Source organism: Streptomyces sp. MP131-18, from assembly GCF_001984575.1.
GTDB lineage: Bacteria > Actinomycetota > Actinomycetes > Streptomycetales > Streptomycetaceae > Streptomyces > Streptomyces johnsoniae.
In genome coordinates, this window is sequence record NZ_LZNS01000001.1 from 5,410,545 (window position 1) to 5,435,783 (window position 25,239).

Annotated in this window: 11 protein-coding genes; 1 reads left to right on the forward strand and 10 read right to left on the reverse strand. The window is 72.6% G+C overall.

Translation table 11 applies throughout. The annotated features are described in order from the left end of the window. Positions 1-24: 24 nt before the first annotated feature. A complete protein-coding gene (locus STBA_RS24500) occupies positions 25-546 on the reverse strand; it encodes a hypothetical protein (RefSeq protein WP_077061305.1) in 522 nt (173 codons plus the stop codon). Between the two features lie 448 nt (positions 547-994). On the opposite strand from STBA_RS24500, the gene STBA_RS24505 reads away from it, so the two are divergent. Then, positions 995-1,204: a hypothetical protein gene (locus STBA_RS24505; RefSeq protein WP_143659566.1), complete on the forward strand. Its 210-nt coding sequence runs from the start codon at positions 995-997 to the stop codon at positions 1,202-1,204. A gap of 296 nt (positions 1,205-1,500) precedes the next feature. Here STBA_RS24505 and STBA_RS24510 read toward each other — a convergent pair whose 3' ends face one another. The 9 genes from STBA_RS24510 to STBA_RS36750 all read right to left on the reverse strand — a co-directional run bounded on the left by STBA_RS24510 (position 1,501) and on the right by STBA_RS36750 (position 25,013). Continuing rightward, positions 1,501-2,802, reverse strand: a complete 1,302-nt coding sequence (locus STBA_RS24510) for a Gfo/Idh/MocA family oxidoreductase (RefSeq protein WP_077061307.1) — start codon at positions 2,800-2,802, stop codon at positions 1,501-1,503. A gap of 141 nt (positions 2,803-2,943) precedes the next feature. Continuing rightward, on the reverse strand, positions 2,944-4,221 hold the full coding sequence (locus tag STBA_RS24515) for an extracellular solute-binding protein (RefSeq protein WP_077061308.1): 1,278 nt from the start codon (positions 4,219-4,221) through the stop codon (positions 2,944-2,946). Positions 4,222-4,246: 25 nt separating this feature from the next. After that, positions 4,247-5,125, reverse strand: a complete 879-nt coding sequence (locus tag STBA_RS24520) for a carbohydrate ABC transporter permease (protein ID WP_077061309.1) — start codon at positions 5,123-5,125, stop codon at positions 4,247-4,249. After that, positions 5,115-6,101 carry a sugar ABC transporter permease gene (locus tag STBA_RS24525; RefSeq protein WP_077061310.1) on the reverse strand — a complete coding sequence of 329 codons (987 nt, stop codon included), beginning with the start codon at positions 6,099-6,101 and terminating at the stop codon, positions 5,115-5,117. The genes STBA_RS24520 and STBA_RS24525 overlap by 11 nt, the downstream gene beginning before the upstream one ends. A 184-nt stretch (positions 6,102-6,285) precedes the next feature. Next, positions 6,286-7,494, reverse strand: coding sequence for a Gfo/Idh/MocA family oxidoreductase (locus STBA_RS24530; protein WP_077061311.1), 1,209 nt, complete (start codon positions 7,492-7,494; stop codon positions 6,286-6,288). Between the two features lie 112 nt (positions 7,495-7,606). Continuing rightward, positions 7,607-9,445 (reverse strand): L-arabinonate dehydratase, encoded by a 1,839-nt coding sequence (araD, locus tag STBA_RS24535; protein WP_253194961.1) that lies wholly within the window; start codon positions 9,443-9,445, stop codon positions 7,607-7,609. Continuing rightward, on the reverse strand, positions 9,430-10,374 hold the full coding sequence (locus STBA_RS24540) for a dihydrodipicolinate synthase family protein (protein ID WP_077061312.1): 945 nt from the start codon (positions 10,372-10,374) through the stop codon (positions 9,430-9,432). The genes araD and STBA_RS24540 overlap by 16 nt, the downstream gene beginning before the upstream one ends. Further along, positions 10,371-11,093: a GntR family transcriptional regulator gene (locus tag STBA_RS24545; protein WP_079252141.1), complete on the reverse strand. Its 723-nt coding sequence runs from the start codon at positions 11,091-11,093 to the stop codon at positions 10,371-10,373. Before STBA_RS24545 ends, STBA_RS24540 begins: the two co-directional genes overlap by 4 nt. A 258-nt stretch (positions 11,094-11,351) precedes the next feature. Further along, positions 11,352-25,013, reverse strand: coding sequence for a type I polyketide synthase (locus STBA_RS36750; RefSeq protein WP_107485104.1), 13,662 nt, complete (start codon positions 25,011-25,013; stop codon positions 11,352-11,354). Positions 25,014-25,239: the final 226 nt, after the last annotated feature.

The window sequence follows — 25,239 nt, forward strand, 5'->3', positions numbered from 1 at the left end:
TGGAGTGGTACGAGCGGGGCGCGGCTAGCGAACCCAGCCCGTGATGCTCTGTCCGATCGACTGGGTCTTCTCCGGCGTACGTGGCCGGGTGCCGCCGTCGACCGCGGCCGACACGGCCCGCACCAGCCACGCGTTGACCGACAGGCCCTCACGGCTCGCGGCCTCCTCGGCGCGGACCTTGAGGTGGGCCGGCAGCCGCAGGTTGACGCGGGCGGTGCCGCCCTCCTCGCCGTCGGCCGGGGCCGCGGCCCTGGACGGCTCGACGGGCGCGGCCGGCTCCGTGGGGGCGCCGCCGTCGACGGCGGGCGGCGGCGTCACCACGAAGTCGGGGTCAAGACCGCGCAGCCGTACGTCGACCGAGCCGGGGGCCAGCTCGCGGGTGATCTCGTCCATCGCGGCGGAGAGCACATTGAGCATGGTCAGCCGGGTCGCCGACTCCAGCGGAGCGGTGAGCCGCTCGGCCAGCTCGCGGGCATTTTCCCCGCCGGCTTCGGCGGCCACCGCTAGCTCGCGGCGGAGGGTGTCGACATACGGGGTGAGATCCATGGCGCTATAGTGGCACCACTATGGCGTCATGCGCAAGCCTGAATGGTGCCGTGAGGTGGGCGAACGGCGGCATGGCGGCTCTGACCAGGGGAAATGGCGGAGAGGTTGACCTCGGTCGCGGTGGCGCCATGCGTACCCAGGTGCTTGTGGGGGCGCGGAGCGGTGCCATGTGGTGCCATGTGGCACCAGGTGGCGCCATGCGATGCCACCCCGCGTGGCGTGCGCGGGTGCTCACTGTGGGCTCTGGCCGTCAGGGTTCGTTTCACATCCGTCGGGCCGCTCGCCGGCGTCGGCGCCGCCTCGCCTCTTCCTCCCGGGCTTGTCGCCGCGTCGCCGTGACCCCCCACCGATCGCGGATCTGCCGCACGTGTCCTGCTCATCATCGTGCGAACGCTGACGTAGGGAGTACCAACTGTGTCGTGTCTGCTGAGCTATGAGGTCCATCACGGTGGAGGTGCCCACCGGTGGCGGCGAGAACGACCTGACGGCTGACTTCCTGGCCATTACGCCAGAAATCAAGCAGGCAGACCCGATAAGCGACCTGGAAGTCCGGCACAATCTGCGCGTCTCCGGGAAGGCGGCGACCGAAGAACTGACGGTCAGCGGAATGCCAACGCACACTTGGCGGTCAGGCGTGACAGTGGCGAATGGGTGCTGAAAACCTATGACGACCGGGTGGGGGGCAACGCCGGAGAGTTCCACGTCATGGGCATGATGTCCTGCCGGTCAAGGGAGTGGGAACAGCGCTGACAACGTGGCGGAGGCCCCTCCCCTTGCCGCGCCCACCGATGGCGGCGGGCACCGTGGCAAGGGGAGGGACGTCCGAAGCGGTGGCTGAACGGTGTCTGATCAAGCCCGAACGGACCGCCCGCCTGCTGGGCCGGCCGCGGCGATGAAGGTGCCGACCAGTGGGGCGAGCTCTTGTCCCATACGTGTCCCATGCGGTCACGGCACTCAGTCGGCCAGGCGGGTGCCGCCATCGGTGAGACGGACAGGGGCGCCCGTTTCGGCCGACAGGTTCGCCGCGTTGCCGATCAGGACGCTCCGGATGCCGTCGCGGTAACCGGCGGGGCGCGCGAGCGGGTCGTCGGACGGGCCGCGGAAGATGTCGTCGAGCAGCAGCCGGTCCCCGCCGCCGTGTGCTCCCGTACCGCCCTCGATGGTGATGTCCTGCGCCTTCTCCCAGTGGCGGTGCAGGACAAGCCGCTCCCAAGTGCCCTCGGCGTTCTCCTTGGCCGCGGCGCCGGGGTCAATCGCGGCGTGCGGGGGCGTCCAGGCGCGTTCGCAGACATCCAGCTCGACGCGGCCCTCGGTCCCGTTGAAGACCACTCGATAACCCTCGTAGGGCGCATGGGCGTTGAGGGAATAGGTGAGCATCGCCCGGTTCGTATAGCGGACGAGGACCGCCATGTTGTCGTCAATGGTGATGCCGGGGCCGAAGACATCCTGATCCCGGATGTAGCCGTCCTCATGCTCGGCTCGCAGATACAGCTCGGTGAGCCGGGAATCGGCGGAGACGTCCAGGATGAACGGGTCACTGCCGAGTCCCGGCGCCCCTTGCCCGCGCGCGGGACGACCGGTCAGGCCCCGCGCGGCCGCGTTCTCCTCGCCGTAGAAACGCAGGTCGGTCTGGGCGAACACCAGCTCGGCCGCCGCATCCAGCCACCAGTTGACGAGATCGAAGTGGTGGCTGGACTTGTGGACGAGCAGCCCTCCGGAAGAGTTCCGGTCGCGGTGCCAGCGGCGGAAGTAGTCGGCGCCGTGGATCGTGTCCAGCAGCCATTCGAAGTGCACGGAGGTGACGTGACCCACGGCGCCTTGGGAGATGAGCCTGCGAACGGCCGAATTACGCGGGGAATAGCGGTAGTTGAAGGTCACGATGAGATTGCCTTCGCTGCGTTCCGCAGCGTCGGCGATGGCGGCGCAGCCCGCCGCGTCCGTGGTCAGTGGCTTCTCGACCACGACGTTCCGGCCGGCGTCGAGTGCCGCGCACACATAAGTGGCGTGCAGCGCGTCCACGGTGGTGACCACGACGGTGTCGGCGCGCTCCAGCAGTTCGTCGAAGCGGTCGGGCGCGAAGCAGGGAACCTCGGACCGGCCCGATCGCGCGATGGCGCGGTTGTAGTAGTTCATACGCGTCTGGTTGACATCGCACAGGGCGCTGATCTCGCCGGTGTCGCTCCAGTCGCCCAGGAGGGCGTCCACATACATCCGGGCGCGATGGCCGAGACCGACGAAGGCGTATCGGGTACCCACAGCTTGCTCCTGGTTTCAGGCGTCGGGGCGTCGAGGCGGCCGGTGCCGTGCGGGGCACGGCACCGGCCGCGGGGTCTTTCGCCGGCCCGCCCGGCCTCTCACGAGTGGCCGGGGTGGGCGGACCGGATGGTCGCGGCACTGTCAGCCCAGGGCGGAATCGGCTTCGGCGAGAAATGCGGAGGCCGCCTCTTGCGGGCTCTGATTGCCGAACAGGACCTCCTGGCCGTAGCGCTCCAGCATGTCGGGGATGTCGCCCGCTCCCAGGGGCGGCGCGGTGGGGGCCGCGCTCAGCTCGCTGGCGATCTCGTTGAAGAACTCCAGGGAAGCGACGTCCGCCTCCGGCAGATCGGCCTGGATGCTCTCCCGCACGGTGGAGTTGACGGGCAGCCCGCGGTCCGAGCCCAGGATGGCGCCCGCTTCGGGGTCGTTGAGGAGGAAGTCGATGAGCGTGGCCGCTTCCTCGGGGTGCTCGGACCCGGAGAAGGAGGACCAGAACATGCCCGGTTGCAGGAACATGCCGCTCGCCTCGGCGTCGGGGCTGGTCGGGAAGCGCAGCAGCTCGATGTCCTCGCCCGAGCCGATGCTGATGGTGCTCAGCTGGTTGCTCCACCACATGCCGAACGCTCCGTCGTTCGTGGCGACCAGGGCGTTCTCGACCGAGCTGCCCAGCTCGGCGCTGAGCGCCGCGTCCGGCGCGGCGCCGGCGTCCTGGTGTTCCAGCTGCAGCTCGAACCACTCGACCAGCGTTTCCTCGGAGACACCTAGGCCGTCCTCGGTGTACATCTGTTCGCCCTGCTGCTCCGCGAAGATCCTCAGGAAGGCGTCGTTGAACGACGGTTGGGAGCCGTAGGTGCCATCCCCGGTGGCTTCGCTGATCTGCTGGCTGATCTCCAGGTAGTCGTCCCAGGTCCAGGTGGTGTCGTCCGGGAGCTCGATCCCCGCCTCTTCGAATACGGCGGTGTTCGCCATGAGACTGAAGGTGTTGGCGCCGGTGGGTATGCCGACCTGCTGGTCGTTCACCACACCCGACGCCAGCACGTTCGGGTCCATGTCCGCCGTGTCCACGCGGTCCGTCAGGTCGGCGAGGATCTCGTTGTTGGCGAACTCGCCCAGTCGGCGGATCTCGATCGCGAAGACGTCCGGGGCCTCGCGGGATGCCACCTGCGTGGTGAGCCGGTCGTAGTAGGGGGTGAAGTCGGTGTATTCCGGCTCCACCTGGATGCCGGGATTCTTCTCCTCGAAGAGGGCGATCGCCTCTTCGGTGAGCTGGTGGCGGGAGTCGTTCCCCCACCAGGCCATCCGCAGTGTCACCGATCCGTCGTCCGAACCGCCGTCGTCGCCGCCGCACGCGGTGACGCTCGCCAGGAGCACCCCCACTGCGGAGAACGCCGCGTACACGTTTCTTCTCCGATTTGACATGACATTCCCTTTCGTAGGCACCGGGCTATCGCAGCCCGGTGGTGGCGATGCCGCGGATCAGATACCTCTGGCCGGCGAGGAAGAAGCCGAAGATCGGGCCCAGGGACAGCAAGGACATGGCGAACATGGGGCCCCAGGACGAGTTGCCACTGGCATCCATGAAGGTGCGCAGTGCCACAGGAGCCGTGAACATGTCCGGGTTGGTGAGGAAGATCAGCTGGCTGAGGAAGTCGTTCCACGTCCAGATGAAGGTGAAGATCGCCGTGGTGGCCAGCGCCGGCATGGACAACGGGATGATGATGCGGCTGAAGATCCGCCAGTGCCCGGCCCCGTCGATCCTGGCCGCCTCGTCCAGGTCCTTCGGCAGTGTCCTGATGAACTGCACCATCAGGAAGATGAAGAACGCGTCCGTGGCCAGGAACTTCGGGATGATCAGCGGCCAGAAGGTGTTGATCCAGTCGAGTTCGGAGAACAGGACGTACTGCGGGACGAGTACGGCGTGCAGGGGCAGCATGATCGAGCCCAGCATCACCGCGAACCACAGGCGCTTGAGGGGGAACTCCAGCCTCGCGAAGGCATAGGCCGCGAGCGAACAGGCCATGAGGTTGCCGATCACGGCACCGATCGTGACGATGGCCGAGTTGATGAAGTAGTGACCGAAGGTATGGCTCAGTGCGTCCCAGCCCTCGGAGAAGTTGTCGAGGGTGACCTCCCCGGGGATCAGGCCGGTTTCCCGGAAGATGAGCTCCTCCGGTTTGAGCGCACTGGAAAGCATCCACAGCAGCGGGTAGAGCATGATGAAGCCGAACCCGATGAGCAGCAGATGAGTGATGATGCGGTGACGCTGCGCCGCGGCGAGCGTCCTGGCCAGCAGGGTGCCGTTGCGCTCAGTTTTATTTGTCACTGTAGAACACCCAGTATTTCGACATGCCGAAATTGATGGCCGTGAAAGTGGCGATGATGAGAACGAGCACCCAGGCCATCGCCGACGCGTATCCCATTTCCAGGGAAGGACCGAAACCCTTCAGGTAGATGTACATGGTGTAGAAGAGCGTGGAATCCGCAGGACCGCCTTTGCCTCCGCTCACCACGAACGCCTGGGTGAAGGACTGGAAGGCGTTGATCAGCTGAAGCACCAGGTTGAAGAAGATGATCGGGGTGAGCAGCGGCAGCGTGATGGAGCGGAATTGCCGCAGCTTGTTGGCGCCGTCGATCCCCGCCGCCTCGTAGAGGCTGTGCGGGATCTGCCGCAATCCGGCCAGGAAGATGACCATGGGTGCGCCGAACGTCCAGACGTTCAGGATGATCAGGGTTCCAAGTGCCGTGTCCGGATCGGCGATCCAGCTGGTGCCCTCGACCCCGAAAATGCCGAGGAAGCCGTTCACGATCCCGTCGTCGCCGAAGATCTGCCGCCACAGGATCGCAATGGCGACACTCCCGCCGAGCAGCGAGGGCAGATAGTAGATCGACCGGTAGATGGGCAGTCCTGACACACCGCGGTCCAGGAGCAGGGCGAGCCCCAGAGCGAAGCCCAGCTGGAGCGGGACGGAGACGAAGACGTACACCGCCGTGTTCCGCAACGCCTTCATGTAGCGCGGGTCGTCGGTGAACATCCGCTCGTAGTTGTCAAGACCGACCCAGTTGGCGTCACCGATCAGGTTGTAGTCGGTGAAGGACAGGTAGAGCGAGGCCACCAGCGGTCCCGCGGTGATCGCGGCCAGACCGATGAACCAGGGCGCCAGGAACAGATAGCCCGTCAGCGCCTCGCGGCGGCGGCGGCTCTTCGCGGCCTTGGGCTCGGGCGGCCCTTTGCGCGGCCCTTTGCGCAGCGACAGCGAGCGTGCCCGGGTCGGTTCCGCGCGTATCTCGGTGCGAGTCATGCCGGACCGCCCCGTCCCCTTGGCCAGGACTGACAACGGGCGTTCACCGTACGGTGGTGCTCGGGCCGGCCCGTCACGGACGGGACGGGAATATGCTTGATCATCTGCACTCTCCCTGCGAGCGCTGGAATCGGACAACGGACGAACAGCTCATGGATGAGACCTGCCACCTCCCGCCCCCTGCTCAGGCAGGACCGGGGTCGGCACCTCGAAGGCGCCCCCGCGGGTAGCGCGCCCAGTCCACGGCCAGTTCGGAGTACAGGGCCAGTTCCGCCGCCCCTCGCGCGGTCAGTCCGTCGATGCCGGGGATGACCCGGCGCGGCCCGCTGTCACCCGGCTCACTGCGCCAGACGTCCGGTGGCAGGGCCAGCGGATCGGGAGCGGTACGCACCGCCTCGACGACCCGCGTGAACGCCCCGGTGCGCGCCAGCGGGACCAGCAGCGGCGCACCTTCGCGCAGGTGTGCCACAAGATTGGCCAGCAGGTCGGTGCGGCCGTGCTCGGAAACCTGCGGCTGCTCTCCTGCCCGTTCGAGCAGCAGCCGGTCCGCCTTGTACCAGAAGGTGATCCGGCCGGCGTCGCCGTGCACCACCACGTAGGGCTCACCCGGCCGCTCGGCGCACAACGTCACGGCGGCCACCACCTGTCCACCCGCCGTGGTGGTGATTCTCACGCAGGAGGTGTCGTCGGCGGCGATGTCATTGGCCCGGTACAGCTCCAGGTCAACGGCCGCGATGTCCTCCGCCCGTTCGGCACCCTCGATGCGCAGCGAGGTGGCGACCGCGTGGGCGAGCGGATTGGTGAGCACGCCGTCCACCACGTCGCGGCCGTCCAGGCGACGGTTTCCGCCCCAGGCGGCGCGGCGCCAGTAGGACTCGTCGCGCACCCAGGCGCCGGCCGCGCCGATGCCCGACACGGTGCCGATCGCACCGGCACCGATCAGCTCGGCAATCCGGCCCAGGGCATGCGAACCCAGGGACTGGAAGCCGACCTGGCACACCGTCCCGGCTGCCGCGAGTCCGCCGGCGAGCTGCTCGAACGCGGCGCTGGAGGGGGTCGGCGGCTTCTCCAGCAGCAGATGCGCGCCCGTGCGGGCCGCGATCAAGCCGAGTTCGGCGTGGGTGTGGATGGGAGTGCAGATCACGACCACCTCTGCCGCGGTGTGCTCCACGAGGCGGGCCAGGTCGTCCGACTGCGCCACACCGCTGTGACCGGCCAGCTCCGCCTCGTCCAGCGGGCTGACATCGCAGACCCCGGCCAGAGTGACCAGGCCCTGCTCACCGAGGCGGCGGATATTGCGCAGGTGCCAGCGGCCGTGCCCGCGGGCACCCGCGAGGACGACCGGTACCGGGCGGCTCGCCCCGGCACCGTCTTCCTTGACGGCGTCGGCCATCTCCGCTCTCCAAACTCTCAGCGGGCGGTCGCGGGTAACCGCTTACCGCACGGGCGTGGGTGGATGAGGTCGGGTGAGGAAACGAAGGCCGGAGCGGCGTTGGTGCTGACGCTCAGCCCGCGTAAGGCTCTGGGACATCTCCCGGGCGGGAGAGGAAGGTGAAGTCGCAGCCGGTATCGGCCTGCGTGATGTGCTCCTGGTACAGGGCGCCGTAGCCGCGCCCGTAGCGGGCGGGAGGCGGCTGCCAGGCGGCGCGGCGCCTGGCCAGTTCCTCCTCGCTCACGTCGAGGCGCAGGGTGCGTGCCTCGACATCGAGGGTGATCGCGTCACCGGTCCGCACCAGCGCCAGCGGACCTCCGACGTGCGACTCGGGGGCGATGTGCAGCACGCAGGCGCCGTAACTGGTGCCGCTCATCCGGGCGTCGGAGAGCCGGACCATATCGGTGACACCCTGCTTGAGCAGGTAGTCGGGGATGGGCAGCATGCCGTACTCGGGCATGCCGGGCCCGCCCAGCGGCCCGGAGCCGCGCAGCACCAGCACGCTGTCCGCGGTGATGCCGAGGGCGGGGTCGTTGATGGTGCGCTGCATGGACCGGTAGTCGTCGAATACGACGGCGGGGCCGGTGTGCCGCAGCAGGTGGGGCTCGGCGGAAATGTGCTTGATGAGCGCGCCGTCGGGGGCGAGGTTGCCGCGCAGTACGGCCAGGCCGCCGCCGGTGGCGACGGGGTTGTCCGGCGTGCGGATCACCTCGTCGTCGTGCACCAGTGCGCCGGCCAGCTGCTCGCGCAGCGAGTCGTGCGCGACGGTCGGGCGGTCCAGGTGCAGGTGCTTCTCACCCAGCCTGGCCAGCAGCCCTGGCAGCCCGCCCGCGTAGTAGAAGTCCTCCATCAGGTACCGCCCGCCGGGGCGGACATCGGCCAGCACGGGCACCCCGCGGGCGATGCGGTCGAAATCGTCGAGCGACAGCGGGAGGCCCGAGCGCCCGGCCATGGCGATCAGATGGATCACCGCGTTGGTGGAGCCGCCGAGTGCCAGCACGGTGGTGATCGCGTCCTCGTAGGCCTCGCGGGTGAGGAAGCGGGAGAGGCGGGCGCCCGACCTGACCAGGCTGACGATACGCAGCCCGGCGGCGGCGGCCATCCGGCTGTGCGCCGAGTCGACGGCGGGAATGGCGGCGGCGCCCGGCATGGTGACCCCGAGGACCTCGGCGGCCGAGGTCATGGTCGAGGCGGTGCCCATGGTCATGCAGGTGCCGGGGGACCGTGCCAACCCGCCTTCCAGCTCGTCGAGTTCGCGGTCGCCGATACGCCCGGCGCGCCTTTCGTCCCAGTACTTCCACATATCGGTACCGGACCCGAGCGTCTCGCCTCGCCAGTGTCCGCGCAGCATGGGCCCGGCAGGCACGAACACGGCCGGCAGATCGACGCTGGCCGCTCCCATGAGCAGCGCCGGGGTCGTCTTGTCGCACCCGCCGAGCAGCACGGCCCCGTCCACGGGATAGGAGCGCAGCAGCTCCTCCGTCTCCATGGCCAGGAGGTTCCGGTAGAGCATGGGCGTCGGCTTCTGGAACGTCTCGGAGAGCGTGGCCACCGGGAATTCCAGCGGGAAACCGCCCGCCTGCCACACCCCCCGCTTGACGGCCTCGGCGCGCTCCCGCAGGTGCTGATGGCAGGGGTTGATGTCGGACCAGGTGTTGAGCACCGCGATAACGGGCTTGCCCATGTGCTCCTCGGGCAGGAACCCCAACTGCCTGGTGCGCGCCCGATGGCTGAACGAGCGCAGGCCGCCCGCCTCGTACCACCGCGCACTGCGCAACTCGCTGTCGCCGGCAGGGCGGTCAGCATCACGCGCGACCGGGTCGGCGCCACCGTTGTGGGCGGCGGGCTCCGCCGGCCCGGCCGCCGGGGCGGCGGCGCGGCTTTCCTCGTTCCCGCTCATCGCGCGTCCCATCCGTCGATCATCTCGGCGACCACCGGGCGCAGCGCCTCCGGCAGCAGGCTGCTGGGCGCCCGTACGTCCCGGCGGCACAGGCCGAGAACGGCCAGCGCCTCCTTGACGACCGTCACGTTGTACTCCGAGCCCCGCTCGGCGCGCAGCTCCTCCAGGGGCCGGATCAGCTCCCACACCCGCATCGCCGCCGGATAGTCCGCGGCGCGCAGCGCATGCAGCATTTCGAGCGACACCCGAGGCGCCACATTCACCAGGCCCGAGGTGAACCCGGTGGCGCCGCAGGCGAAGTACGCCGGCGCCGACAGCTCAGCCAGTCCCGCCACCCACACGAACCGTTCCAGACCGGCGTCCCTGGCCACCGCCGCGAAGCGCACCGGGTCCCCGGCCGCGTACTTGACGCCGATCACATTGGGGCAGGCCTCGCCCAGCCGGGCGATGGTGGCACCTTCGATCATGGCGCTGCGGACGTAGGGAACCACGCCGAGCTCCGGCACGGCCTCCGCGATGGTCCGGTGATAGTCCAGCCAACCGTCCTGCGAGACATAGGGGTGAACAGGCTGATGGATCATCACCATGTCCGCCCCCGCCGCTTGCGCCTCGCGGGCGGCGCTCACCGCGGCGCCTGTCTCCTGCCCGACGCCCGCGATGATCTGCGCGGCGCCGTCGGCCTCGGCGACGGTCAGCTCCACCTCGGTCCGCCGCTCCTCGGGCGTCAGCGAATAGAACTCGCTGGTGTTGCCGTTGGGCGTCAGCGTCCGCACGCCGCCGTCGAGCAGCCGGCGCACCAGCGCCCGGTAGGCGTTCCGCTCGATCCGGCCATCGGCGTCGAATGGGGTGACGGTGATGGCCACCACATCGGCCAGCGCCGCACGTTGCTTCCCGAACAGCTCGACGGATTCTCCGGCAGCGGGTCCGGTCAGGGCAGTCATGACTCTCCTTCGGCGGAAACTGCGGGGGACGCGGACTCCGCGGGGGACGCGGACTCCTCGGGAAACGTGGACTCCTCGGGAAACGCGCGCCGCACGAAGCCCTCGATGTGCTGGTGCAGCAGCCGGGCGGCCTCCTCGGCCTGCCCGTCTTCCGCGCGGGCCAGGATCTCCCGGTGCTCGTCGGCCTCGCGCCCCCACGTGGGGACGCTCTGCCAGGCCACCGAGGACACCAGGGCCGCCTGGTCGCGCAGATCATCCAGCATCCTGACGAGCAGCGGATTGCCGCAGGGCAGGTACAGCGCCCGGTGGAAGTCCCGGTTGGCCAGGGAACGCTCCGCCGTGTCGCCGGCCGCGTCGGCCCGGTCGAGGGCGGCGTGCGCCACGGCCAGTCCGGCCCGTGAACTGACCGTGCGGCGCAGCGCCTCAGGCTCCAGGAGAAGCCGCACGTCGTAGACCGAACGCGCCATCGCCGCGTCCACCGCGCGCACCGCGGCGCCCTTGTACTCGCTCATCACCACGAGACCGCGTCCGGCCAGAGTCTTCAGTGCCTCACGGACCGGAGTCTTGGACACCCCGAACGTCCTGGCCAGCTCCGTCTCCACCAGCGCGGTGCCAGGGGCCAGCCCGCCGGTCAGGATCGCGTGCGTCAGGTGCTCCAGGACGTACTGCGTGCGGGACGGAATGGGCACCGGCGCGGCGCCGGACAGGGGTGCGTTCATGCGGGGCGAGGCCTTCACTGGGAGATCGTGCACGATGTCTCGTGTACCGCGTCTCGTATATGAGATATGCCGTACGAGCGGCGGTGTCGATGAACGTAGGACCCGCGGGGCAGCGAGTCAACGGTTCTGACGAAAGTGCTGCCGCCGCCCCGCGGGGGCGAAGCAGCCCACCACCGGCGGGGGTTCGCGGGGGCGACGCAACGGTCGCCGCCCCCGACGCGTCAGCACGTCACCTGCTCGTGCTGCCCGCCGTTCTGTTCAGGGCCGCGTCTCGCCGGCGAGCCATTCGGCGAGGTGGGCGGCTGTGGCGGGGGCGTGCTGGTTGATGAGGGTGAAGTGGTTGCCCGCGACGGTGCGGGTGGTGGTGATGTGGGGAAGGCCGGTCTGCCAGCCGTTCGGTGCCGGGTCCGCTCCCGGCGGCAGGGGCATGGGTTCCGAGGCGCGCAGGAGCAGGGTCGGGAAGGGGACGGGGGCGGGCGTCCAGGTGCGGAGGAGCCGTTCCGTCCAGGCGTAGGCGGACAGGCCGGCGCCGGTGTAGCCGTCCGTGAGGTGTTCGCGTTCGTAAAGGCCGTGCCACAGGTGGGGCAGGAGGCCGCGGGCGGTGGGTGACTCCAGGATGTAGGTGTCCAGGAGGACGACGGCCCGCACGGGCGTGCCATGGGCGGCGAGGTGGCGGGCCGTCTCGTGGGCGAGGATGCCGCCGGACGACGTTCCCAGGAGGACCACCGGCTGTGTGGGGGCGCCAACGGCCAGAGCCAGGCCCTCGACGAGCGCCTCCCGGGTGGCGGGCAGTTCCTCGTCGGCACGGAAGCCGGGGGGCGTCAGACAGGTGACGGCCCAGTCGTCCGGGAGCGCCTGGGTGAGGGCGGCGTAGGTGTGAGGCCCGGTCAGGGGCACGATGGGGGCCACACAGACGAGGTGGGAGCCCGAGGCGCCGGTGCCGGTGCCGGCGGCGAGCCGTTCCACGGTGGGCGGAACGGGCCCGCTGCTCCTGGGCCGGAGGGCCGCCAGGCCGAGGAGCAGGCTTTCGGCCTCGTCCAAGCGCCCCGTCCGCACGGCGTCGCGGTGGAGTTCTGCGACCAGGTCGGGCGCCGGGGCTCCGCCGCTGCCGCTCTCCTCGGCCCGCGGCGAGGCGAGGTGGTCGAGGAGGTGGCCGGCCAGGTCGGCAGGGGTGGGATGCAGGAGGACGACGGTGCTGGGCAGCGCCGTGTCCAGCACCGCGGCGAGCCGGTTGCGCAGGTCGACCGACGCCAGCGAGTCCATGCCGTGGTCGGGGAACGCCGCGTGCTCGTCGAGCGCCTCCGCGGACGCGTGGCCGAGCACTGCCGCGGCCTCGTTCCGCACCAGGTCGACGAGCAGTTGCCGCCGCCCGGCGGGCGGGGCAGCCCGCAGCCGTTGCGTGAACCGGCCGTCGCCGCTCGCCGCCGCGGGCGCGGTCTGTGCCTCGGACAGCTCGTCGAAGAACGCGCTCGGTCCGTTCGCGGTCGCGACGGAAAGGTAGCGTACCCAGTCGATGTCGGCGATCGTCAGCGCGGTCTCCTCCTCGTGCAGGGCCTGGGCGAGGCCGGCCAGCGCCAGCTCGCCGTCGAGGAACGACATGCCGCTGCGCAGGAGTTGCTCGCCGTCCTGCTCGCTCATCTGCCCGCGCGCCTCCTGCCAGGGGCTGCACGAGAGGGCCGTCGCGCAGGCGCCGCGGGCGCGGCGCTGCGCCGCCAGCGCCCCCAGATAGGCGTCGGCGACCGCCTGTGCCGCGTGGTGGCCGATGCCCCAGACACCGGCCATCGACGAGAACATCACGAAGGCGTCCAGACCGGAGTCGTCGAGCAGTTCGTCGAGGTGCGCGGCCCCCGCCACCTTGGCGTGCGCGGCGTCGGCGAAGTGCGCCGGACCCGAGGTGCCGATCGGCCCGAGAACGCGCGTTCCGGCCGTGTGCATGACGGCGCGCACCGGGCGGCCGTCCGCCGCGAGCCGGTCGAGAACGGTGGCCACGTCCTTCCGGTCGGTCAGATCGCACGGCACCACCTCGACGGACGCCCCCTGGGCGCTCAGCTCCGCCGCGAGAGCGATCGTGCCGGGTGCCGCCGCGCCGCGCCGGCTCGTCAGCACCAGGTGCCCCGCGCCCTGCCGGGCCAGCCACCGGGCGACGCGGCTGCCGAGCGCCCCGGTGCCGCCCGTCACCAGCGTCGTGCCGCCTGGCGCCCAGGTGCTGGGCGAGCCGGCTCGTGCCGGTGCCCGCACAAGGCGCCGGACGAGGACGCCCGAGGACCGCACCGCGGCCTGGTTCTCCCCGGAACCCGTGGTGAGCAGCGCGGCGAACCGCCGGGCCGTCCGGGTGTCGAGCCGCTCCGGGAGGTCGGCCAGGCCGCCCCGCAGGGACGGCGCCTCCACGGCCGCCGTCCGGCCGAGCCCGAGGACCATGGCCTGCCGCGGGTGGCGCACGGGGTCGGCCGCCCCGGTCGAGACCGCGCCGCGGGTCACCATCCACAGCGGCACCTCGGCGCCGGACTCCATCAGCGCCCGGATCAGGGACACGGTCAGCGCCAGGCCGGTGGGCAGCGCCGTTCCGCCGCAGTCCGTCTCCTCGGCCGCCGCGAGCAGCGACAGCACTCCGGCCGCCCGGTGGACGTCGCCGAGCCGTTCCGCGAGCTTCCCGGGATCGGTGCAGGTCCCGTCGACGACCACCCGGCGTGCCTCGGCGCCGTGCGCGGCGAGCGCGGCCAGCACGTCGGCACCGTCGGCACCGTCCGTGGTGAGGACGAGCCAGGTACCGGTCAGTGACGGGTCGGCGGGGACGCGCAGTGGTGTCCACACCGTCCGGTAGCGCCGCGTGCTGGTCCGGGTGTGCCGGTCCTGCCTCCCGCGCCACGCGGACAGCGCCGGGAGGACCGAGCCGAGCGCCGCCCTGTCCTCCTCGCCTTCGAGGCCGATCAGCGCGGCGACCGCGGCAGGGTCTCCCCGGCCCACGGCGTCCCACAGCGGCTCGTCGGCGGAGCCGGGCGCGCCCGCCTGGCCGACCGGGCCGGGCGCCGCGACGGTCGGGGCGGTCGGGGCGGTCCAGTAGGACTCGTGCTGGAAGGCGTAGGTGGGCAGGTCCACCGTGCGTCCGCCGGCGAGCACCGCGCTCCAGTCGACGGGCGCGCCGTGGGCGTACGCCTCCCCGAGCGAGCGCAGGACCCGGTCCCATCCGCCGTCGTCCCGGCGCAGCGTGCCGAGGGCGAGCGCCGGGCTGTCCGCGCTTTCGACGATGTCGCTGATGCCGATCGAGAGCACCGGATGCGGGCTGATCTCGATCATGAACCCGTGCCCCTCGTGCACGAGGCCCGTCATCGTCTCGGCGAACGACACGGTCTCCCGCAGATTGCGGCACCAGTACCGGGCGTCCAGTTCCTCCGTGTCCAGACGGCCGCCGGTCACCGTGGACCAGAACGGCACCTCGGACGGGCCGGGCCGCACCGGGGCCAGCACATCGAGCAGCTCGGCCTCGATCCGGTCCGTGTGCGCCGAGTGGGCGGCGAAGTCCACCCCTTCCAACCACCAGCGCATGATCCCGGCCTTGGACAGGCCCCGCTCGACCTCGCGGAGGGCGGCCGGATCACCGGAGAGCGTCACGGTCCTCGGTCCGTTGACCACCGCGATCGACACCGCGCCGGACACCCCGTCCATGAGCGGCCGCACCTGTTCCTGCGAGGCCATCACCGACATCATCGCGCCGCTTCCGGACAGGCGTTCGCGGATGAGGCGGCTGCGCAGGGCGACCACGCGGGCGCCGTCGTCCAGCGAAAGGCCGCCGCTGACGCAGGCGGCGGCGATCTCGCCCTGGGAGTGACCGACGACGGCGGCCGGTTCGACCCCGAAGGAGCGCCAGAGGGCGGCGAGCGAGACCATGACCGACCACAGCACGGGTTGCAGGACGTCGGGCCGGCCCTCGACCGGCGGGGCGCCTAGCTCGCCGCGCATCACGTCGGTGGGCGACCAGTCGAGGTACGGGGCCAGCGCCGCCTCGCACTCGCCGATGCGGGCCGCGAAGACGGGAGAGGCGTCGAGCAGTTCCGCGGCCATTCCGCGCCACGCCGCGTCCTGCCCGGGGAACACGAAGACCACCGGGCCCCGCCCGGGGGCCGTTCCCCGGAGCACGCCGGGGTGGGAGGTGCCCTCGGCGAGGGCCGCGAGGCCCCCGCGCAGCGTCGCCTGGTCGTCGCCGACCAGCACCGCCCGGTGCTCGAACGCGGTGCGGGTCGTCGCCAGCGAGTACCCGATGTCCACCGGCCGCAGCACGGGGCGGTCGTCCAGGTGGGAGTCCAGGTGGGCGAGCAGTTCCGCGGCCTGGCCGCGCAGCGCGCCGGCCGATTTGCCGGCCAGCGGCCAGGCCACCGGGCCTTCCGCGGCCGGTGCCGGGGCCTGCGCCGGGGCCTGCGCCGAGACCGGTGCCGGGGCGTGCGCCGGGGCCTGCTCCAGGACGACGTGCGCGTTCGTCCCGCTCATCCCGAATGCCGACACCCCGCACCGCCGCGGACGGCCGAGTTCGGGCCACGGGGCCGGCTCGGTCAGCAGGCCGACCGCGCCCGCGTCCCAGTCGATGCGGGAGGACGGCGTGGCGACGTGCAGCGTCTTCGGCAGCCTGCCGTGCCGCAGCGCCATCACCATCTTGATGACGCCCGCGACTCCGGCGGCGACCTGGGTGTGCCCGATGTTGGACTTGACCGAGCCGACCAGCAGCGGCGGGCTGTCGCCGCGGTCCTGACCGTAGGTGGCAAGCAGTGCGTGCGCCTCGATCGGATCGCCGAGCGCCGTGCCCGTTCCGTGTGCCTCGACGGCGTCGACGTCGGACGCCGCGAGCCCGCTGTTGGCGAGGGCCTGCCGGATGACCCGCTGCTGCGCCGGGCCGCTCGGCGCCGTAAGACCGTTGGAGGCGCCGTCGGAGTTCATCGCCGATCCGCGGACGAGCGCCAGCACCCGGTGGCCGTTCCTTACCGCGTCCGACAGCCGTTCGAGGACCAGGAGACCGGCGCCTTCCGCGATGCCCATGCCGTCCGCCGACTCGGCGAACGCCTTGCACCGCCCGTCGGGTGCCGTGACCCGGTGCCTGCTCAGGGAGACCAGGGTGTCGGGGCCGGTCAGCACCGTCGCGCCGCCGGCGAGTGCCAGGGTGCTCTCCCCGGCACGCAGCGACTGGCAGGCCATGTGCAGCGCGACCAGCGACGCCGAACAGGCCGTGTCCACGGTCACGGTCGGCCCCTGGAAGTCGAACAGGTAGGCGATGCGGCCCGACAGCACGCTGGGGATCGTGCCGGTGAGCTGGTACCCGTCGGAGTCCGTCGACGCCCCCGCGCCGTGCTGCTGGGCGGTTGCCGAGACGAACGTGCCGGTCGTGCTGCCCCGCAGGGACGTCGGGTCGAGCCCGGCGCGTTCGAACGCCTCCCAGGCGAGCTCAAGCAGTATGCGCTGCTGCGGGTCCATCGACGTCGCCTCGCGCGGCGAGATGCCGAAGAAGCCCGCGTCGAACTCGTCGGCGCCGTCCAGGAATCCCCCCGCCGCCGAGTAGGTCGTGCCCGTGCGGCCCGGGTCGGGGTGGTAGAGGCCCGGGTCCCAGCCGCGGTCGGCGGGCAGCGGGGACACGGCGTCCGTGCCCGCGATCAGCAGCTCCCACAGCTGCCGGGGCGAGCGCACCCCGCCGGGGAAGCGGCAGCTCATTCCGATGATCGCGATGGGTTCCGCATCGGAGCCCCGGGCCACCGCACCGCCCGCCGGGGCCGGGGCCGGGGCCGGTGTCGGCCGCTCGTCGGCCCCGCCGCCCAGTTCGGCCCGCAGGTGGGCGGCGAGCGCTTCCGGCGTCGGATGGTCGTAGACCAGGGTCGAGGGCAGGTTCAGCCCCGTCCGCTTCCGCAGGGAGTGCCGCAACTGGCCGGTCGTCAGGGAGTCGAAGCCCATGTCCTTGAACGTCCGCCCCTCCGCGCCCACCACCGGGCCCCGGTGCCCGAGCACCGCCGCGGCCTGCTCGCGCACCAGCCGCAGCAGGTCGGTGGCCGGTCCGGCCGGCAGGTCGAAGCCGGTACCGGTGGCGGAGGCGGCCCGGCGGGCGGCCGGGACCAGTCCGCGGAAGACGGCGGGCACGGTGTCGCGCGCCCGCAGCGCGGCCCGGTCGACACGTGCGGCGACGACGGACGCCTCGCCCGCCGCGCCCGCGGCGTCGAACCAGGCAAGTCCCTGCTCGGTGGAGAGCACCGGCAGTCCCGCCGCGGCGATCCTGTGCACCTGCGCGGCGCTCAGCCCCGCGGACATACCGGCGTCCCTAGGCCACGGCCCCCAGCCGACGGACAGGCCCGGGAGCCCGTCCGCGGCGCGCCGCTGCGCCAGCGCGTCGAGGAACGCGTTCGCCGCGGAGTAGCCGGCCTGTCCCGCGTTGCCCAGGACGCCGAACACCGACGAGAACATCACGAACGCCGTCGGGCCGCGGTCGCGGGTGAGTTCGTGCAGATGCCAGGCGCCGTCCAGCTTCGGGCGGAACACGGTGTCCAGCCGGTCGGGTGTCAGCGTTCCGACCAATCCGTCGTCGAGCACACCGGCGGCGTGCACCACACCGGTCAGCGGGTGCTCGGCCGGGATCGCCGCCAGCAGCGCGGCCACGGCGGCGCGGTCCGAGACGTCGCAGGCGGCGGCGACCACCCGCGCGCCGTGCCCGGTCAGTTCGGCGACCAGTTCCGCGGCGCCCTCGGCGCGGGCGCCCCGGCGGCCGGCCAGCACCAGGTGACGCACCCCGTGCACGGTGACCAGGTGCCGGGCGACCAGCGCGCCGAGCCCGCCGAGGCCGCCGGTGATCAGCACGGTGCCGTCGCCGTCCCACACCGTGCCGGGGGCCGCCGGCCGCGGTCCGGCGGCGGGGGCGAGGCGGGGCACGAGCAACTTACCGGCGCGCAGTGCCAGTTCGGGTTCACCGCAGTCGAGCGCCGCACGCAGCACCGTCCCCGGATCGCCGTCGTCCGCAGGGTCCACGTCGAGCAGCACGAAGCGGCCGGGGCTCTCCTCCCGGGCCGAACGCACCAGCCCCCACACGGCGGCCGCCACCACGTCCGGGGTTTCGCCGGACGTGGTCGCCACCGCCCCCCGGGTCACGAACACCAGTTGGGGGAGCGGGCCTCCGTCGTCCTCGTCGTCCAGGCGCTGCCGCAGCACGTCGAGCACGGACGCGGTGACATCACGGACCGCCTCCGGTACCGGCAGCCCGGCGGGCACGGTGACCGGAACCAGCACCGCCGCTCCGTCCGCCCCGTCCGCTCCGTCAGCGACGCGGTCGTGGCCCCCGGCGTCCGGCACCGGGGCGGGCAGCCAGTCCAGGCGCAGCAGCGGCTGCGTGAACGTGGTCGCCGCGGTCGCCGCGGCGGGAACGTCCCGCGGGCGCAGCCGCAGCGAGCGCACGGACAGCACAGGGTCGCCCGCGGCGTCCGCCGCGGACAGCGTGACCGTGTCATCGCCCGTCCGGCTCATCCGCACCCGCAGCACGGACGCGCCGGCGGCGTGCAGGGACACCCCGGCCCAGGCGAACGGCAGCCACCGGTCCTCCGCATCGTCGAGCCCGGCCGGCGGCACGAGGTGCAGCGCCGCCGCCAGCAGCGCGGGGTGCAGGCGGAAGGCGTCGGCGTCGTCGGCGACGTGCTCCGGGAGCACGATCTCGGCCAGCACCTCGTCACCGGCTTCCCAGGCCGCCCTGAGTCCGGGGGGCGCCGGCTCGTGGAAGCCCTCCAGGTCGACCGGAACGGCGTTCGCGGGCGGCCACGCCTGCCCGTCCGCGGTGCCGACCGCGGCCGTGCCCCGCGCGAGTGTTCCGGTGGCGTGCAGTGTCCATGGCGTGTCCGGCGGGTCGGCGGGGCGCGCATAGACGTTCAGGGTGCGCCGGCCGTCGTCGCCCGGGCCGCCGATCGCCGCCTGGACCCGTACCTCGCCCCGGCCCCGCGCGGGCAGCACCAGCGGTGCGGCCAGGGTGAGTTCCTCAAGGAGGCCGCAGCCGGCCTCGTCGCCCGCCCGTACCGCCAGCTCCAGGAAGCCGGTCGCGGGGAAGACCGCCTGACCGTTCTCCACGTGGTCGGCCAGCCACGGCTGCGCCGTCACCGACAGCAGGCCGGTGCACAGCAGGCCGCCGGTCTCCGGCCGTTCCACGGCCGCGCCGAGCAGCGGGTGCTCCAGGCGGTCCAGCCCCGCGGAGACCACGCCGGCCGACGGGCCCCGGCCGGCGGCCGACGTCCAGTACCGGTCCCGCTGGAACGCGTAGACCGGCAGCTCGACGCGGCGCGCGCCGGTCCCGGCGAACAGTCCGGCCCACCGCACCGGCACGCCCCGAACGTACAGCCGGGCGACCGCCGTCAGCGCCGTGGTCTCCTCGCCCTGGTCCTTGCCGAGCAGCGGCACCGTCTCCGCGCCGGCGACTTCGGCCGGCACGTCCTGCGCCAGTACGTCCTGCGCCAGCACGGACAGCGTCGCGTCCGGGCCGAGTTCGAGGAAGACGCGGGCGCCGGCCGCCGCCGCGGCGCCGACCGCGTCGGCGAACCGCACGGTCTGCCCGACGTGCCGCACCCAGTAGTCGGGGGTGCGGATCTGCTCGTCCTGGAGCCGTTCGCCGGTGACGGTCGAGACGATCGGGATGCGCGGCTCGGCGAAGGCCAGGCCCTCGACGACCGCACGGAAGCCGTCCAGCATCGGCGTCATCAGCGGGGAGTGGAACGGGTGTCCGACGCGCAGTCGCGTCGTCCTGCGTCCTTCGGCCGCGAACCGGTCCGCGATCGCCCGCACCGCGTCGGCGTCGCCCGACACGACCACCGCCCGGGGGCCGTTGACCGCGGCGAGCCCCACCCGGTCCTCGGCACCGGCGAGCAGCGGCACCACCTCGTTCTCGGCCGCCTCAAGCGCGATCATGGCGCCGCCCTCCGGCAGCGCCTGCATCAGCCGTCCGCGGGCGGCGACGAGTGTGCACGCGTCGGGCAGGGAGAGCACCCCGGCCACGTGCGCCGCCGCGATCTCGCCGACCGAGTGCCCGAGCAGCAGATCCGGCGCGGCACCCCACGACTCCACCAGCCGGAAGAGGGCCACTTCCAGGGCGAACAGCGCCGGCTGGGCGTATTCGGTACGGCTCAGCAGTCCCGTTTCGTCGCCGAACACCACCTCGCGCAACGGCCGTTCGAGCTCGCCGTCCAGCAGCGTGCAGACCTCGTCCCACGCCGCCGCGAACACCGGGAACGCCGCGTGGAGTTCGCGCCCCATACCCGGCCGCTGCGCGCCCTGGCCGGCGAACAGCCACGCCGACAGGCCCGGGTCGCCCACCGCCGTGCCCTCCGCGACCCGCACGGGCTGCCCGGCGCCGTCCGCCGCGGCCAGGAGCACCGCCCGGCACTCGAGATCGGAACGCGTCGTCGCCAGCGAGTATCCGATGTCCTGTGCCGCCGCGCCGGTGGCGGTCACGAACGCGGCCAGCCGGCCCAGTTGCGCCTGAAGCGCCGCCTCGGTGCGGGCCGACACCGGCCACGGCACCACGTGCGGCCCGGCCGCCGCCGGCGGCCCGACGGGCGGCACCGCCCGGTCCTCCGGCGGCTGTTCGACGATCACGTGCGCATTGGTGCCGCTGATTCCGAACGACGACACGCCCGCCCGGCGGGGCCGCGCGGCCCGCGGCCACGGGGTGGACGCGGTGAGCAGTTCCACCGCGCCGGCCGACCAGTCCACCTGCGCGGACGGCGCGTCCACGTGCAGCGTCCTGGGCACCACACCGTGCCGCATCGCCAGGACCATCTTGATGACGCCCGCGACACCGGCGGCGGCCTGCGTGTGCCCGATATTGGACTTGAGCGAGCCGAGCAGCAGCGGGCGGTCCTGCGCGCGGCCCTGCCCGTAGGTGGCGAGGAGCGCCTGGGCCTCGATCGGGTCGCCCAGCCGGGTGCCGGTGCCGTGGCCCTCCACCGCGTCCACGTCCGAGGGGAGCAGGCCCGCACCGGCCAGGGCCTGGCCGATGACCTGCTGCTGCGAGGTCCCGCTCGGGGCGGTCAGCCCGTTCGACGCCCCGTCCGAGTTGACCGCGGAACCGCGCAGTACCGCCAGCACCCGGTGGCCGGCCCGGACGGCGTCGGACAGCCGTTCCAGCACCAGGACGCCCACGCCCTCGGACCAGCCGGTGCCGTCGGCGGACTCCGCGTACGCCTTGCAGCGGCCGTCGGGCGACAGGCCGCCCTGCCGGGCGAACTCCACGAAGATCCCCGGCTCCGACATGACGGTGACGCCGCCCGCCAGCGCCAGGGAGCACTCGCCGCCGCGCAGCGCCTGTGCCGCCAGGTGCAGCGCCACGAGTGACGAGGAGCACGCCGTGTCCACGGTCAGCGCGGGCCCGCGCAGCCCCAGCGCGTAGGCGACCCGGCCGGACAGGACGCTCGGCGAGGTACCGGTCAGCACATAGCCCTCCGCGGCGCCCGAACTGTCCTGTAGCCGGGGACCGTAGTCCTGCGCCATCGCCCCCACGAACACGCCGGTCCGGCTGCCGTGCAGTGACGACGGGGCGATCCCGGCCCGTTCCACCGCCTCCCAGCTCACTTCGAGCGCCAGCCGCTGCTGCGGGTCCATGGCCTCCGCCTCGCGCGGCGAGATCCCGAACAGGGCCGCGTCGAAACGGTCCGCGTCGTACAGGAAGCCGCCCGGCCTGCCGGTCGCCAGCAGCTCCGGCGCCCACCCGCGGTCGGTGGGCATGCCGGAGACGGCGTCGGTCTCGCCCGCCACCAGGTCCCACAGTTCCTCGGGCGAGGTCACCCCGCCCGGGTAGCGGCAGGCCATGCCCACGACGACCACAGGATCGTCCGCCGGAACGGTGCGGGGGGCCGCCGGGACGCCGCCGGCCGCGGGTCCTGTGAACCCGGCGGCCAGGTGGTCGGCGAACCGGTCGGGGGTGGGATGGTCGAACAGCGCGGTGTTGGCCACGGGCAGTCCGGTGACGTTCTTCAGCCGGGTCACCAGCTCCACGGTCATCGCCGAATCGAAGCCCAGTTCCTTGAAGGACAGCGCCGGGTTCACCCGCTCCGCGGAGGCGGAGCCCAGCACCACCGCCGTCTCCGCACGGACCAGCCGTCCCAGGTCGGCGCGCGTCCGCGGAACGCCGGGCTCCGTTCCCGGCCCCTCAGGCTCCGGCTCCGGCTCCGGCTCCTGAGCGTGCCCGGTCACCAACGGCGCGGCACCACCGGCCGGTTCCGCCAGCCAGTACCGCTCCCGCTGGAAGGCGTACGTCGGCAGCGGCACCCGCCGGGCGCCCGTCCCGGCGAACGCCCTCGACCAGTCCACCGGCACCCCGCGGACGAACACCTCCGCCAGGCAGGTCAGGAACCGTTCCTTCCCGCCCCGGTCCCGGCGCAGCGTGCCGACGGCGACCGCCCGGCCGCCCTCCGCGTCGATGACCTCCTGCACCGCGGCGGTCAGCACCGGGTGGGAGCTGACCTCGACGAAGACCCGGTGGTCCTGGCCGAGCAACGCCCGGACGGCCGGTTCGAAGCCGACGGTCTGCCGCAGGTTGCGGTACCAGTACTCGCCGTCCATGCCGGTGGTGTCCAGCCATGTGCCGGTCACCGTGGAGAACAACGGCACCTCGGCCCGCCGCGGGCGGATGCCCGCCAGCGTGGCCGGCAACTCCTCACGCACCCGCTCCGCCTGCGCCGAGTGCGAGGCGTAGTCGATCGCGATCCGCCGCGCCCGCACGCCCGCGCCCGCCAGTTCCCCGGACAGCGCCTCCAGCGCCGCCAGATCGCCGGAGACCGCCACCGAGGCCGGCCCGTTCAACGCCGCGACCGACAGCCGGCCGTTCCAGGGCGACAGCCACGCCTCCACCTCGGCCCGCGGCAACGGCACCGACAGCATGCCGCCCGCCCCCGACAGGTGGGCGGCGATCGTCCGGCCGCGCAGGGCCACCACCCGGGCCGCGTCCTCGAGGGACAGCGCACCGGCCACGCACGCCGCCGCGATCTCCCCCTGGGAGTGGCCCAGCACCGCGTCCGGGACCACCCCGTGCGCCTGCCACAGCGCCGCGAGGGAGACCATGACCGCCCAGGACGCGGGCTGGACCACGTCCACCCGCTCCAGCGAAGGGGCCCCCGCGGCCTGCCGCAGCACCTCGGGCAGCGACCAGTCCACATGGGGCGCGAGCGCGGCGGCGCACTCGGCCAGCCGTTCGGCGAACACCTCGGACTCCGCCATCAACCGGACGCCCATACCGGTCCACTGCGAACCCTGCCCAGGGAAGACGAACACCGTCCTGCCCTCGACGTCGGCGACTCCGCGCACCAGGCCCGGCGCTGACTCGCCGTCGGCCAGCGCCGTCAGCGCGCCGGGGGCGCCGCCAGGACCGCCGGACGGGAGAACGACGGCGCGGTGCCGGAAGGTGCTGGTCCGGCTGCCGGCCAGGGAGAAACCGACGTCCACCGGGTCGAGTCGCGGGTTCTCCGCCAGCTGGGACGCGAGGCGGGCGGCCTGCGCGCGGAGCGCGTCGTGGGTCCGGCCCGACAGCGGCCACGGTACGGGGCCACCCGCCGCGGAAGCACGGTCCGCGGCCGGGGCCGCGTTCCCCGGCGTCTGCGGCGTCTGCGGCGTTCGCGGCTTCCGCTCGGCGGCGGACACGATCAGGTGGCAGTTGGTGCCCCCGATGCCGAACGACGACACACCGGCCAGTGCCCGGCCCTCGCGGTAGGGCCAGGGACGGGCAGACGTCACCACGTCCACGCGCCACTCGTCGAAGCGGATCAGCGGGTTGGGCCGTTCGAAGCCCAGGCTCGGCGGCAAGGCGCCGTTCCGCAGCGACAGCGCGACCTTCACGAGGCCGACGATGCCGGCGGCGCCCTCCAGATGCCCCACGTTCGTCTTCGCCGAACCGACCAGCAGCGGGCTGTCCGAGGAACGGCCCGCGCCGTACACCGCGCCGAGCGCCGCCGCCTCCACCGGATCACCCACCCGGGTGCCGGTCCCGTGCAGCTCCACGTACTGGACCGCGGCCGGGTCGACGCCTGCCCGGCGGCACGCCGCGCGCAGCACCGCCTGCTGTCCACGGGCATCGGGGATGGTCAGCCCCTCGCCGGGGCCGTCGTTGTTGACCGCGCTGCCCTCGATGACGCAGTGGACGTCGTCCCCGTCGGCCAGCGCCCGCGCCAGCGGCTTGAGCAGCACCATTCCGGCGCCCTCGCCGCGAACGTATCCGTTGGCGCGCTCGTCGAAGGTGAAGCAGCGGCCGTCCGGGGAGAGGGCACCGAGCCGCGCCACCGCCTCCGCGCTGTCCGGCAGGAGGTTGAGGTGCACGCCGCCGGCCAGTGCCGTGGCCGACTCCCCGCGCCGCAGGCTCTCGCACGCCAGGTGCACCGCCACCAACGACGAGGACTGACCGGTGTCCACCACCAGGCTCGGCCCCCGGAGCCCGAGCGAGTAGGACATCCGGTTCGCGATGACGCTGCGGTTCAGGCCGGTGAGGGTGTGATGCCCGATCGCCGCCGGCCCTCTGCGCCGGTCGAGCGCGCCGTAGTCGTCCGCGGTCACGCCGACGAACACCCCGGTGTCGCTGCCCCGCACCGCGTCCGGAAGCACGCCCGCGTCCTCCAGGACCTCCCAGCCCAGCTCCAGCGCCAGACGCTGCTGCGGGTCCATCGCCCGTGCCTCGCGCGGAGAGATCCCGAAGAACTCGGCGTCGAACCGGTCGACGTGGTCGAGGAAGGCCCCCAGGACGGTCTCGTCGGAGACCGCTGCCCCTTCGTCCCAGCGGCCCGGCGGCACCTGCGAGACCGCGCTTCTCCCGCCGGTCAGCAGTCGCCAGAACCCCGCGGGGTCGTCCGCCGACGGCAGGCGGCAGGACACCCCGACCACCGCGATGGCGTCCTTCCCCGCGTGGAGTCGCTCGGTGGGCACGGAATCGGATCGGCTCATGGGACCGCTCCCCAACTCTTCGTCTTCGCAGACTCGGCAGAGGGCACGTGCCTGCGCACACCCGTTTCCCGGGAATTCGGCGACACGGACCTGCCGTTCGAGTCGTGATCAACAATGCGCATACTGCATGCCCACCCTCCTTATTCCCTATGCATCGAGCCGCGGCAGATTCCGTTTCGATGAATACGTACTGCGTCGTCGCAATTACCCAGAGCGCTAGGGGGTG

Coding starts and splice junctions, on each gene's coding strand:
- STBA_RS24545 (WP_079252141.1), bottom strand. CDS start 11,093: ATGAACGCACCCCTGTCCGGCGCCGCGCCGGTGCCCATTCCGTCCCGC.
- STBA_RS24500 (WP_077061305.1), bottom strand. CDS start 546: ATGGATCTCACCCCGTATGTCGACACCCTCCGCCGCGAGCTAGCGGTG.
- STBA_RS36750 (WP_107485104.1), bottom strand. CDS start 25,013: ATGAGCCGATCCGATTCCGTGCCCACCGAGCGACTCCACGCGGGGAAG.
- araD (WP_253194961.1), bottom strand. CDS start 9,445: ATGGGACGCGCGATGAGCGGGAACGAGGAAAGCCGCGCCGCCGCCCCG.
- STBA_RS24530 (WP_077061311.1), bottom strand. CDS start 7,494: ATGGCCGACGCCGTCAAGGAAGACGGTGCCGGGGCGAGCCGCCCGGTA.
- STBA_RS24515 (WP_077061308.1), bottom strand. CDS start 4,221: ATGTCAAATCGGAGAAGAAACGTGTACGCGGCGTTCTCCGCAGTGGGG.
- STBA_RS24525 (WP_077061310.1), bottom strand. CDS start 6,101: ATGACTCGCACCGAGATACGCGCGGAACCGACCCGGGCACGCTCGCTG.
- STBA_RS24540 (WP_077061312.1), bottom strand. CDS start 10,374: ATGACTGCCCTGACCGGACCCGCTGCCGGAGAATCCGTCGAGCTGTTC.